The following is a 12,860-nucleotide window of genomic DNA, read 5'->3' as shown; positions in this document are numbered from 1 at the left end:
CCCAAAAATGGAAAGGCACATTACGGGTGCGTTTTAACAACCAAAACTGAATATGCCACCTCTAGAGAGTGCCACCATAAGGCCGTTTCCTATCGAAGACTTCCGCCCTCGCCATCCGTATGAAAGCGAAGCAGAGCCTTGCTAAGGTCGTTGACGCCTTTTGTTACCGGGCTTTATAGTTTTCCGTTGCGCATGAAAGAGCCGATCTCACGTCGAAGACCCAGCATTAAATGCCACCGGATGACCTTGCATTCGACACCTTCCCTTAGAGCTTGGTTTGGCAGGCCCAACCTTCTGGCGGTCTTGGGACAAGACCTGCGGCTGTCACAAACCTACGCCAACATCGCGATTTGGGATTGTCATCTAACTTTCATCGAACCTTCGTCCATCTGTCACCGATGAACCGCATAGGCATCGCCTTGGATAAGGAGTGCGGAATATGCGCCAGTCAGTTGAACTCTCGAATATCGGAAAGGCCTTTGAAGGCAATGCCGTCCTCAAAGGCATCGATCTTTCCATTCGCGCCGGAGAGTTCATTTCACTCGTAGGCATGTCGGGTTGCGGAAAATCGACTTTGCTGCGGATCATCGCCGGTCTTGAAGCGCCCGATACCGGCACGGTTGCCATCGGCGACAAGGATGTCACCGATATCGATCCGAGCGAGCGCAATCTGGCGATGGTGTTTCAATCCTATGCGCTTTATCCGCATATGAGCGTGCGCCAGAACATTGCAACGCCGCTTCGTATGCGCCGCCTGTCACTCTCCGCTCGTCTGCCGCTGGTCGGACGCATGATGGCCGGTTCCGCAGCACTGGCACAAATCGATGCCGCCGTGGTTGAGGCTGCCGAGACCTTGCAGATCGAACATTTGCTGGAGCGCAAACCGGCGCAGCTTTCTGGCGGACAACGCCAGCGGGTGGCATTGGCGCGTGCGCTGGTTCGCTCACCAGCAGCCTTTTTGATGGATGAACCGCTTTCCAATCTCGATGCCAAGCTGCGTGCGCATATGCGTGACGAACTGGCCCGCCTGCATCGTCGTCTGGGCGCGACCTTCATCTATGTCACCCATGACCAGATCGAAGCCATGACGATGTCCGACCGCATCGCGCTCATGTCGGAAGGTCGCATTGAGCAATTGGGAACGCCAGACGAACTCTATAGCCGCCCCGCAACCTTGACCGTTGCCCGCTTCATCGGCACGCCATCGATCAACCTGCTGCCGGTCGAAGTCGATATTCAAGGCCGCGTCAGCTTCTGCGGAGAAATGCTTGGGATCAATGTTGGCGCCGGTCAAAATGGACCGGCCATGCTGGGTCTACGTGCGGAAGACCTGCGCGCTTCAACGAAGGGTCTCGCAGCGCGTGTCATGCGCAGCGAAACCCACGGCTCGGATCGTTTCGTCACCTGTCGCCTCGCCAATGACGACAATATCGAAGTCACGTTACGCCAGCGTGCGGGCGACACGCTCGGCGCTGACGCAGATGGTCGACTTCATATCGGGTATTCATCTGAAAAGGCGCATCTGTTCGCTGAAAACGGCCAACGTCTGCAAGTCGCACGTGAACGGGTGGCGGCATGACGGCAACTGATTTTCCAACATTGAATGCAGTTACGGCCAAGCCGCGCCAGTCGAACGCGGCGAGACGCCTCGTCCTGCGTGGTCTTCTGTTTGCCGCCCCCGCTGGCCTGCTGCTCCTCGCAACCTACATCATTCCGATGATCGTTCTGGCCGGATTCTCGGTCACTGATTACCAGCTTGGCGCGCTATCGTTCAGCTTTATCGGGCTTGATAATTTCATCAATGCCTTTTCCGATCCAGTCTTCATGCGTGCACTTCGCAACACGGTCATTTACGCGCTGATCGTCATTCCGTTCGGGGTGTTTATGGCGCTTGGCGTTGCCCTTTTGGTCTATAATCGCAAGAAGAGCAGAGCTTTCTGGGAAGTGGCCTATTTCCTGCCCGTCACGGCAACCCTTGTGGCCATGGCGACCGTCTGGCAGTTTTTGCTGCATCCCTCCATCGGGCCGGTCAATGCGTTGATAAAATGGTTCGGCTTCGAGCCGATATCCTTCCTATCCAATCCGTCGCTTTTGATCCCCACCATGGCGCTGATGGGTATCTGGCAGGTGCTGGGCTTCAACATGATCCTGTTTCTGGCAGGTCTCACCGCAATCCCCAAGGATTTACACGAAGCAGCCCGTCTTGACGGTGCGAAAAACCCAATCGACCGCTTCTTGACCGTGACATGGCCGATGCTCGGGCCAACCACGATGTTCGTTGTCGTCACAACGTCAATCTCGGCTTTTAAAGTGTTCGAGACGGTGGCGGTTCTGACCAAAGGTCGCTTTGGCTCGGAAACGCTTCTGTTCGACCTTTATCTCGAAGGCTTTGAATATTCCAACACCGGATACGCAGCAGCGCTCACCCTGATTTTCCTTGCCATTGTACTGGTTCTTTCCATCGGCCAGACGCTACATCTTGACAAGAAAGTGCACTACTGATGGCCCCACTGCGCAAATACCTGCCGCATGTCGTGCTGGCGCTTGGCGCCTTCGTCATGCTCTTGCCATTCTATTGGATGGTGCTGACCTCCATTCGCTCACCGGCGGAAATTTTCAACGTCTCGCTCTGGCCCATCCCGGAAAAATTCGATGCAGTTGAAAACTACGCTCGTGCCACCGGGCAGGTTCCGATGCTCCGTTTTATGTTGAACGGTGTGATCGTCTGTTTCGGTATTCTGTTCGTACAAGTCGTGACCGCTGTTCCCGCCGCCTATGCACTGGCAAAACTGCGCTTTCCGGGCCGCAAGCTAATGCTGGCGCTGGTGATTGCAGCCCTTTGCGTACCCATCCAGGCATTGGCACTGCCGCTTTTCGTCGGTCTTGCCAAGGTGGAACTGCTCAACAGCTATTTTGCAATGATGGCACCGTTCTTCCTGTCGGTTTTTGCAATTTTTCTGTTTCACCAGTCGTTTCGCAGCTATCCCGACGAGATCATTGAAGCCGCACGCATGGACGGTTTTTCCGAAATGGAAATCTGCTGGGGGCTGGTGTTGCGCGGCTCATTGCCGTCGCTTGCCGCTTTCTCTGTCTTCTCACTCGTTGCGCACTGGAACGATCTTTATTGGCCAATGATCGTGATCTCCGACACCAGCCTCGCCCCACCGCCACTCGGCATGCTTTTCTTTGCCGATATTGAATCGGGTGCCAATTACGGTGCGCTGATGGCCGGTGCGACCATCATCACCGCTCCCATGGTCGTCTGTTTCCTTCTCGCGCGGCGACACTTTATCGCAGGCATCACCATGACCGGGGTGAAGTAACCCTCGTTTCCCCCTCTCCATCCTCCCAAAATCAACCGGAGACTATCATGACACTCAACCGCCGCAGCCTTATCAATGGCATGCTCCTTGGCGTTGCTCTTACGAGCTTCGCGCCACGGATCGCATCCGCCACAGATATAACACTCGACGTTCTTTACAATCTGCCGGGTTTTACAAAATTTCATCAGCCCCTCGCTGACGAATTCATGAAGAACAACCCGGATATAAAGATCAATTTTCTCGCACCCGCCGTCGGCTATAATGAAGGCCAGCAGCAGGTGCTGCGTGCAGCCGTTACCGGCAAATTGCCCGATGTCTATTTTTCCGGATATAATCTGACAGGGGAACTGGTACACACACTTAGCCCCCGCAACCAGATTACCGATCTCGCGCCCTTTATTGAAGCCGAAGGCGGCCAGGCTTTCCTCGACAAGAATTACAGCCCCAAAATGGCAGCCCTTGGACAGGTCGATGGCAAGCAATATGGCCTGCCGGTCAATGCTTCCTCGCCGATCATGTTCATCAATGCCGATCTTGTCAAAAAAGCCGGCGGCGACCCGGAAAACATGCCAAAAACCTTTGCTGGCCTTATCGATCTGGCAAAGAATATCCACGCGCTCGATTCCAAGATTTCCGGCATGGGCTATGATATCAATGGCTGGCCGGACGACTGGCTCTGGCAATCGCTGGTTTTCCAGCAGGGCGGCAAACTGGTCGATGAAGAGACTAAAAAGGTTGCTTTCGACAATGAAAACGGCCTCAACGCGCTCAAGCTGACGCGCCAATTCGTGACCGAAGGCGGGCAAAATCTTCTCGACTGGGATCAGTCGCGCCAACAGTTTGGTGCTGGGCTGACCGGCTTCATCTTCTCCACCCCCGCCCACGTGCAGACCATTGAAGGTCTTGTCGGCGATCGCTTCAAGCTTGCGACCGCAACCTTTCCGCTGGATAATCCGGAAACTGGCGGTGTCCCAACCGGCGGCAATTCGGCAGTTATCTTAACCCAAGACAAGGACAAGCAGCAGGCCGCCTGGAAATACCTTAAATGGATTACCGGCCCGCAAGCGCAAAACGTGATCGTGCGCATCACGGGCTACCTTCCCACCAACAAGCTTGCCACCGGTCCAGACTATCTGGCGCCCTATTACGAGGAGCATCCGAATGTGAAAACCGCCTCGCTACAGGCTGACCGTTCACTGCCATGGGCCGGTTATCCGGGCGGTGACTCAGTACGTATCTGGCGGACGCAGCGCGATATCATCGGTAGCGTAATGCGTGGTGAAATCACACCGGAGAACGGCCTCAAAGAGCTCGTCGATCAGACCAATGCGCTGATGAAATAATCCTGACAGCGCCCCAATGCCGGGCAAGCAACCTCCATGACAGGAGGGCTGCTTGCCCGGCATATTTTATTGAAAGATGGAAAGATGAAAATCATTCAAGTCACCGACACCCATTTGATGGCACCGGGCATCGTGGTGAACGGCGTCGATCCGGAAAAGCAGTTGCGTGCTGCAATCGACGACATCGTCGAAAAACACGCCGATGCGGATCTGTTGGTTATTACGGGGGATTTATGCAATCACGGCGACCCTGAAGCCTATGCCCTGTTGCGCGATATCCTTTCGCCAGTGCCCTTCAAGATACGCCTGATTCTTGGCAATCATGATCGTCGTCCGCAATTCATCGATGCTTTTCCGGACCATCCGCGCGACGAGAACGGCTATGTCCAGTTTTTTGAGGACACGCCGTTCGGGCGCTTGCTGTTTCTCGATAGCCATGAAGCCAGTGTGATCGGCGGCATTTATGGCGCGGACAGGATGCAATGGTTGGATAAAACACTCTCAAGCGCTGGCAATCTACCGGTCAGTGTCTTCATTCATCACCCACCGTTTGACCCCGGCATTGCGCATTTCGATAATATTGGCATGCATGACGATGGTGCAATCATGCGCCGCCTCGCCGCACATGCAGCCGGCATCCGCCATATCATTTTCGGCCACATCCATGTGCCACTTTCCGGCACAAGCCCCGAAGGCATCGCTTACAGTTCGGGACAGGCCTGCTCACACCGTTTCATCACCGAAATCGAGAGGCCCGATGCATGGTGGACAACAGGCAACCCCTGCTATCGGGTGATCATACTGGATCATCACGGTCTTCGCGCCTATAGCGCCGAAGCCGGACAGGTTCAGCTCTCCCGTGCCGAAATTTGCGCCGGACCGTAGCAGTTTTTCGACCCCGTCTTGGACAATTTAGCCTGTTGTTTTAAGAGCTGTCAGCCTTTATCGCCATCTTCGTGATTTGACGGCGACGCTGCCAGAACGGCTCGTCGGCCAGCGCGGCTGGTCATCTTCGTCATAGCTGCGGAACCATTCCTTATAAATCCGGACGCCTGCGGCATTGCAAGAAGCTTGACTTCTCCCATAAAAAAAGCTGCCCGGGCGCGAGGCCGGGCAGCTTTATGTTTCAGGCTCAAATGCTCTAGAACTTGACGCTCAGCGATGCATTGAAGCCGTTCTGGGTGGTTCCGTCGCCGAACTGGCCAACATAACTCACGCCGAATGTAGCGCTTTCGGTAATGGCGAGATCGAACCCAGCCTCAACCAGTGCCGCATCCTTGGCAATTGCAACACCTTCAACCGTAAACGCATTGCTGCCTGCAAAGAACTGTGTCGATTCCGGTGTGATATCGCCATAAGCATGACGCCAGCCCAGCGTTCCCTTCACATTGGCAGTTGTCGTGCCCAGAGTAAGCGGTGCGGACGCCCGCAAACCCAGCGTCGTGAACGTTGTGTTGGTGGTTTCACTGTCGACGGAAAGGGCTGCCGCACCGCCGTTTTCGGTAAACCCGTCAGTACGAAGACGCACATGCGACAGATTGGCGAAAGGCTCGAAGGAAGCCGATGCCGTATCGATGCGATAACCCAGTTCACCAAAGGCCTGCAGCGTGCGGGCATCATAATCGGCATCAAGCGTGTCGCTGAAACCGGAGTAAGCGACCGAGCGCGACGAGTCGATGTTGTTCCAGGTGTGGACAAGACCGGCACGCAGACCGATCGGACCCCACTGGTTGCCACCATAGATACCCAGATGCCAGTTGTCGCTCGACGCCGACGCATAACGCCCCTTCGCGTCGAGATCGGTCTGGCTATAGCCGCCGACGACGCCAAGACGCCATCCCGAAGCAACGCCGACGTCGACACCCGACAGGAAGCCGCCCGTCGAGGTCTTCAGACCACCCGTATTGGCATTGCCGTCACGGTCGATCCACGAACCAAAGCCCGAAGCCCAGACGGAATATTCCGAAGAAACCGGCGCGACCGCGTCGAATGGCTGCGGCGCGCTGCCCTTCGGTGACTGCGAGAAGGAAAGAACCGGCGCATCCTTGGCTGCCACACCTGCAAAGGCTGCACGCAGACGGTTGTTGATGGTATCGGCCGTCAAATTGGCCGTATCGATAAGACCTGTCTTGATCGAAGCGTGAGTATCGCCCGAAAGCTGGGTGAATGCACTACGGGCTTCATTTTCATCGGTGAGGAAGAGAACAGAATTGTAAAGCTCAAGCGAAGAACCGCTCTGTTCCAGGCTATCCAGTGCGCGAGCGGTGGCTCTCTGGTTTGCTGTGTCGGCCACCTTTTCAAATACGACCGGGTTTCCCGGATTAACTGGATCAGCTTTCACGCCAATCGTCAGATCAACCTGATTGGCCTGATGATCAAGCGCTGCAGTCAAAAAGACCGATTCAGAAACAGCCGGAGCAAATTCACCATTGATACCCTCGCCTGCCGTCAGGATCGTGTATCTCTGGCCGTCCTGGTAGCTGACCTTGGTATCGAGCGCGTAAACGTGAACCTGCCCGCCCTTCAGATTGGCTGCCCCAGTCACGTTGATACGATCACTGGTGCCGTCGCCTGCAACCTCCACGTCATAAACAGAATCCGCGCCAAAGGTTGCATCACCTCCAACCGTTACAACGCCGATGGAATTGCCCGGCGAAACAATACCGTCTGACTGCAAATCGCCGTGAATAAACCAATTGCCGCCCAAAACCGAGTTTGTGTAGACAGACATGTTGCCCAGAACAATAATACGATTACCGATCGTGCCGCCGGCGGTCGAAGACCCGCTCGTAAGGTTGACGTCACCGCCAATAGTGCCACCCAGATCGCTGAAAACATAGCGGGTGCCCACGCCATTTAGATCGCCAGCGATATCTGCCACACCGTCGAACGCGACACGGCCTCCCTGGGAGCCGGAGAAATTGCGGACCCCGTGCAGCAAGCCAGTCCAGCTTGCCCCATCCTGCAGCGTCACATCGGTGCCGCCGGTTGTTTTGACACCTTCATCAAGAATGTCGCCCTGGCTGGTCGAACCGGCTCCCAGAGTGAACTGAACAACGCCATCACCACCTGCTTCCGAACGGTTGACTCGCAAAAGGGTGCCGTTGTTCTGCGTCGCAACAGTGCCGCTGCCAAGCGTTACGCTCGCGTTAGCACCGCCCCGATTGAAATCAACATCGACCGTTGCGGCGTTGGCGGAGGCAAGGGTCGTGCCGGTCGCAGTAATGGTGCCAGAATTGATGATCTGCAAGGCAGAAGCATCCCGACCGGTAGTGGTAATGCGACCACCAACGAGCGTAATCGCGCCGCCATATTCTGCCGAAGCACCTGCTGCGTTATTACCAGAAGTAATAACAGTGGTGTTCGTTGCGGAGAGTTTACCCCCAACAGCTTCGATAAGTTCATTCTTCAGATGGTCATTATTGGCGATTAACGCGGAGTTACCCTTACCAGACGTCGTGACCGAGGAATCGCTGATCGTGATTTTTGAACCCGACTCAGCAATCGCACCATAAGATTTGCTGATAACGCTGATATTCTGAGCTTCAATGGCGCTTTTATCTACGGCGTGAAGCGCAGAGCCCCACCCCTGCCCATTGAGGGCGTTGATCGTGATGGTGCCGCCTGTCAGCTTGATTGTACCTGCGGTGGCACCGTTGGAGCTTGCATTGCCAAAAGCACCCGCCTGCACACCGTGCGCCGCATCACCATTTGTGGTGATATCTGCGCTGCTGGTAATGGTACCGCCATTGCTGGCAATCAAGCCATATCCGCGCGCACCCGAAGTGGTGATGCTTCCCTTGTTGAGTGTAACCTTCGCACCATTTTGAGACTGAACGCCTTCCGCAAAACGCTCAGCGTGCTTGGTGGTGATCTTTACATCATTTAGAACAACGGTTGCTGCATCCGCGTTAACACCGCGGGCACCCTTACCCGACGTGGTGATTGATCCACCGTTCAAGGTAATGACACCTGCCGACCTGGCCTCGACACCATGCGCGGACTCTCCGCCCGTTTCGATAGTGCTGTTGGTCAGTGATATGGTGCCGCCATTGTCAACATAGGCACCCGAAGCATTATTCCCGCCTGTAGTGATTTTTACATTTTCAGCTGTGATGCTTCCTGCATCAGTGCCGAGGTCGTTGTTTGCAATAACTCCAAAGGCTTTTTGACCGCCTGTTGTAATGGCTGAGTTCGAGATGTTGATCTTCGAGAAGCTCTCGGCAAATGCACCGAAATTGTTTGCGCCGCCAGTCGTAATAGTGACAGAGCCATTGATGGTGCCGCCGTCTACAGCATGCAGGCCATAAGAGCCGTTACCGCTGTCGCCGTCCGGCCCGACTATAACCGTAACATCCGATAAGTTGATCACCGACCCGTCGGTACCCGTCGCTTTGGAGCCACCGGACTGGCCGACCTGAATACCGTGTGCTTTCGCACCGATAGTAATAATCTGAGTACTTGAAATATCGACGGTGGAATTATTGTAGACCAAGGCACCCCAAGCATATTTCCCGCCAGAGGAAATAGCCATGAAGGTTTCTCCGGTCACAGTATCGCTACCACCTTCAGCATAGCGATATGAACTAGCATCCGACAACGCCACCGAACTCGAAAGTACCAAGATTATCGCTGTTGATCCCAACACGCGCGTCAAATCTCTGGATATTACTGACATGAATTGCCCTCTGCTTTTGCCTGAAAATCAGGCCCCCGTGAAACTAGATATGAGTCGGGACAGAGTCGCCTTAAGTTGTATGCAGCCCCCGCCACCACTGCATCGACCGACATGCCCATCGGTTCAATGCAGTTTTGCTGATACAACGAAGAGGAACAATGCGATAGGGATTTATACAATAAAAGTTGTATTGTGCTTTTTCAGACACTGTTTCCTTGAGCCATGCGCGGGCATCATTGTCGTATTTATAACTGCCGAACTGGGTCAGAACAGATGCCGGACCCTTGTCGACACGCACCGCTCGCCCGAACGTATAGACGACATCAGCTGCTGTAATGGGACAGCATGAGGCAGGTTTGCTACCCTTTTTCTCAGAACTCCGAACCTGGGCTAACTTTCACTCTGTTTTTGAGAGCCGGATAATATAGACCTCGGCTTGGTCGTCCGGAAACAGGTAAATCCGCTCGTGCCGACCGATGCCGAGTATGACGTCAAAGGGGCGAGCATTGAAGTGCCCCTGTGCAGTCTTGGCTCTTATACTCGAATTGAAAACAACAACAGTTTCATCGCTCTCACCGTCAATGGCAACCGTGTGTGAAAATGTCAGGCGATCCATCGAGTGGGTAAAAAAACCGCGTCGGGTCATTGCATTCAGATCAGTCGTTTCGCCATTGATGATGATCGCCACGATAGGGGTCTCGCCATCAAAACAAAACGGGGCACCGCCCGACGACATTGTCACGCGCTGACTTGGACTTTCAAGTATCATCCCCTCGCCTCGCAAGACGGCGATGGTCCGGTCGATAGATGAAAAGGTTGAAAACGGCCCGTCTCTGTCCACGGTAGCAATACTGATGCGCCACAGAAAATCGGAGTGCAATGCTTCGTCTTCATGAAGCGCGAGTTCCCTCGTCACCCCGGCACCGTTCTTCCAGGGTACGATTTTGTGATGTTCATGCCGCAAAAAGCGCACATTATTCTCCCATCGACGAAGGGAGGGCTTTCACTGAGAAAGCCCTCAACAACGCATCAGTTGCCTAGGATACCCGGCAGGCGCAGGCCCTTCTCCTTGGCGCATTCCATAGCGATGTCATATCCCGCATCGGCGTGGCGCATCACACCTGTCGCGGGATCGTTCCACAAGACGCGGCCGATGCGCTCAGCTGCATCATCTGTGCCGTCGCAGCAGATGACCACGCCAGAATGCTGCGAGAAGCCCATGCCGACGCCCCCACCATGGTGGAGCGAAACCCAGGTCGCGCCGGAAGCTGTGTTAAGCAGCGCGTTGAGCAGCGGCCAATCGGACACCGCGTCGGAGCCATCCTTCATCGCTTCCGTCTCACGATTGGGCGAGGCGACGGATCCCGAGTCGAGATGGTCGCGACCGATGACGATTGGTGCCTTCAACTCGCCGTTCTTCACCATTTCGTTGAAAGCGAGGCCAAGTCGGTGGCGATCGCCCAAGCCGACCCAACAGATGCGTGCTGGCAGCCCCTGGAAAGAGATGCGGTCCTTGGCCATGTCCAGCCAGTTGTGCAGATGCTTATTATCGGGCAGCAGTTCCTTTACCTTGGCATCGGTCTTGTAGATGTCTTCGGGATCACCCGAGAGAGCCACCCAGCGGAACGGTCCGATGCCCCTGCAGAACAGCGGGCGAATATAGGCCGGTACGAAGCCGGGAAAGGCGAACGCATTATCAAGACCTTCGTCCTTCGCGACCTGCCGGATGTTGTTGCCGTAATCGAAGGTCGGAATGCCCATCTCCTGAAAGGCGATCATCGCTTCGACATGCTCGCGCATGGAGGCACGGGCGGCTTTTTCGACCGCTTTCGGATCGCTTTCACGTTTTGCCTTCCATTCGGCCATGGTCCAGCCCTTCGGCAGATAGCCGTTGATCGGATCGTGCGCAGAGGTCTGGTCCGTCACCATGTCAGGGCGGATATCGCGACGGACCATCTCGGGCAGTATTTCGGCGCAATTGCCCAGCAGACCCACCGATTTTGCCTCACCAGCTTTCGTCCACCGTTCGATCATCTCCATGGCTTCATCGAGGGTTTCAGCCCTGGCATCGACGTAACGGGTGCGCAGGCGGAAATCGATGGAGTCAGGATTGCACTCGACGGCGAGGCAGCATGCACCGGCCATGACGGCCGCAAGCGGTTGAGCCCCCCCCATGCCGCCCAGACCGCCTGTCAGCACCCATTTGCCGGTAAGGTCACCATTATAATGCTGGCGACCGGCTTCTACGAATGTTTCGTAGGTGCCCTGCACAATCCCCTGCGAACCAATATAAATCCACGATCCAGCCGTCATCTGGCCGTACATGGCGAGGCCTTTTTTATCCAATTCATTAAAATGATCCCAGGTGGCCCAATGCGGCACGAGGTTCGAATTGGCGATAAGTACGCGGGGGGCACCCTTGTGCGTGCGGAAAATACCGACCGGCTTGCCGGACTGGACAACCAGAGTCTCGTCTTCCTCAAGATCGCGTAGCGAAGCAGCTATTTTATCGAAATCGGCCCAGGTGCGAGCGGCGCGACCGATGCCGCCATAGACGACCAGTTCGTGCGGGTTCTCCGCGACGTCAGGATCAAGATTATTCATTAGCATGCGCAACGGTGCTTCGGTCAGCCAGCTCTTTGCGGTCAGTTCCGTTCCGGTAGCAGCGCGGATTTCGCGAACATTATGGCGAGGATTATCGGTCATGGCTGGTTCTCCGGATCAGCGTTTAAGCGTGAAGGCAAGCGCCTCAATACGGCGCAGGATATCTTTCAGGTGAATACGCAAACTTGCGGCTTTTTCTGCATCAAGCGCGAAGGGCGGTGCTTCTGTCGCAAGATGGCTCGACTGCGCCAGTTCCATCTGGATGGCATGCACGCCGGTTTCCGGCCTGCCATAGTGGCGCGTTGTCCAGCCGCCCTTGAAGCGACCGTTAAGGATGCTGGTATAGTGAGCCGCCCCGGCACAGACCTCGACCGTCTCCGTTTCGATCTCCTTCGCGCATGTGCGCCCCATATCGGTGCCCACGTTGAAATCCGGCAACCTACCATCGAAGAGAAAGGGAATGCGGGAGCGGATGGAGTGGCAGTCGTAAAGAATAGCAACGCCGTGGATGTCTTTTACCCGCTCGATCTCGGCGGCAAGAGCTTCATGGTAGGGTGCGTGGAAATTGGCAAGACGGCAGTCAATATCGGCTTGGGTCGGGGATTGCTTCCATATCGGCTTGCCATCGAAATCGGTTTCGGGAACCAGCCCCGTTGTATTCTGGCCGGGATAAAGGCTGATACCTTGCGGATCGCGATTAGCGTCGATAACGTAACGGTGGAATGTGGCGCGTACTGTCGTTACGTTCGCCAGCAGACCGTCATAGAGACGCTCTATGTGCCAGTCTGTGTCTGCCAACAAACGTCCGTTATCGTTCAGGCGTTCCCATATATCAGCCGGGACTTGCGTGCCCGTATGCGGGAAAGCAAGAATGACGGGTGAGGTCCCCTGATGCGTTTCGAAGACCGTCAT

Annotated in this window: 9 protein-coding genes; 5 read left to right on the top strand and 4 right to left on the bottom strand. The window is 55.4% G+C overall.

The window, feature by feature from the left end:
- Positions 1 to 439: 439 nt before the first annotated feature.
- The 5 genes from AAIB41_RS01540 (at position 440) to AAIB41_RS01520 (ending at position 5,551) form a co-directional block, all read left to right on the top strand.
- Positions 440 to 1,579 carry an ABC transporter ATP-binding protein gene (locus tag AAIB41_RS01540; protein WP_343313867.1) on the top strand — a complete coding sequence of 380 codons (1,140 nt, stop codon included), beginning with the start codon at positions 440 to 442 and terminating at the stop codon, positions 1,577 to 1,579.
- A complete protein-coding gene (locus AAIB41_RS01535) occupies positions 1,576 to 2,502 on the top strand; it encodes a sugar ABC transporter permease (RefSeq protein WP_343313866.1) in 927 nt (308 codons plus the stop codon). The genes AAIB41_RS01540 and AAIB41_RS01535 overlap by 4 nt, the downstream gene beginning before the upstream one ends.
- Positions 2,502 to 3,323: a carbohydrate ABC transporter permease gene (locus AAIB41_RS01530; RefSeq protein WP_343313865.1), complete on the top strand. Its 822-nt coding sequence runs from the start codon at positions 2,502 to 2,504 to the stop codon at positions 3,321 to 3,323. The genes AAIB41_RS01535 and AAIB41_RS01530 overlap by 1 nt, the downstream gene beginning before the upstream one ends.
- A gap of 47 nt (positions 3,324 to 3,370) precedes the next feature.
- The gene (locus AAIB41_RS01525) at positions 3,371 to 4,666 is read left to right on the top strand and encodes an ABC transporter substrate-binding protein (protein ID WP_343313864.1); all 1,296 of its coding nucleotides are present in this window, start codon (positions 3,371 to 3,373) and stop codon (positions 4,664 to 4,666) included.
- A gap of 84 nt (positions 4,667 to 4,750) precedes the next feature.
- Positions 4,751 to 5,551 carry a phosphodiesterase gene (locus AAIB41_RS01520; protein WP_343313863.1) on the top strand — a complete coding sequence of 267 codons (801 nt, stop codon included), beginning with the start codon at positions 4,751 to 4,753 and terminating at the stop codon, positions 5,549 to 5,551.
- Between the two features lie 256 nt (positions 5,552 to 5,807).
- Here the strand turns inward: AAIB41_RS01520 and AAIB41_RS01515 are convergent, their stop codons facing one another.
- The 4 genes from AAIB41_RS01515 to hutG form a co-directional block, all read right to left on the bottom strand.
- Positions 5,808 to 9,200, bottom strand: coding sequence for an autotransporter domain-containing protein (locus AAIB41_RS01515; RefSeq protein WP_343313862.1), 3,393 nt, complete (start codon positions 9,198 to 9,200; stop codon positions 5,808 to 5,810).
- Positions 9,201 to 9,741: 541 nt separating this feature from the next.
- Positions 9,742 to 10,317, bottom strand: coding sequence for a HutD family protein (locus AAIB41_RS01510; RefSeq protein ID WP_343313861.1), 576 nt, complete (start codon positions 10,315 to 10,317; stop codon positions 9,742 to 9,744).
- Positions 10,318 to 10,373: 56 nt separating this feature from the next.
- Positions 10,374 to 12,050 (bottom strand): urocanate hydratase, encoded by a 1,677-nt coding sequence (gene hutU, locus AAIB41_RS01505; RefSeq protein ID WP_343313860.1) that lies wholly within the window; start codon positions 12,048 to 12,050, stop codon positions 10,374 to 10,376.
- A 15-nt stretch (positions 12,051 to 12,065) separates the two neighbouring features.
- A complete protein-coding gene (gene hutG / locus AAIB41_RS01500; protein ID WP_343313859.1) occupies positions 12,066 to 12,860 on the bottom strand; it encodes an N-formylglutamate deformylase in 795 nt (264 codons plus the stop codon).

The organism is Brucella sp. BE17 (assembly GCF_039545455.1).
GTDB lineage: Bacteria > Pseudomonadota > Alphaproteobacteria > Rhizobiales > Rhizobiaceae > Brucella.
The sequence above is the reverse complement of the archived record's forward strand: the minus strand, read 5'-3'. Positions and strand labels throughout refer to the sequence as shown.

Coding starts and splice junctions, on each gene's coding strand:
- hutU (WP_343313860.1), bottom strand. CDS start 12,050: ATGACCGATAATCCTCGCCATAATGTTCGCGAAATCCGCGCTGCTACC.
- AAIB41_RS01535 (WP_343313866.1), top strand. CDS start 1,576: ATGACGGCAACTGATTTTCCAACATTGAATGCAGTTACGGCCAAGCCG.
- AAIB41_RS01520 (WP_343313863.1), top strand. CDS start 4,751: ATGAAAATCATTCAAGTCACCGACACCCATTTGATGGCACCGGGCATC.
- AAIB41_RS01515 (WP_343313862.1), bottom strand. CDS start 9,200: ATGGCTATTTCCTCTGGCGGGAAATATGCTTGGGGTGCCTTGGTCTAC.
- AAIB41_RS01525 (WP_343313864.1), top strand. CDS start 3,371: ATGACACTCAACCGCCGCAGCCTTATCAATGGCATGCTCCTTGGCGTT.
- hutG (WP_343313859.1), bottom strand. CDS start 12,860: ATGACGGTCTTCGAAACGCATCAGGGGACCTCACCCGTCATTCTTGCT.
- AAIB41_RS01540 (WP_343313867.1), top strand. CDS start 440: ATGCGCCAGTCAGTTGAACTCTCGAATATCGGAAAGGCCTTTGAAGGC.
- AAIB41_RS01530 (WP_343313865.1), top strand. CDS start 2,502: ATGGCCCCACTGCGCAAATACCTGCCGCATGTCGTGCTGGCGCTTGGC.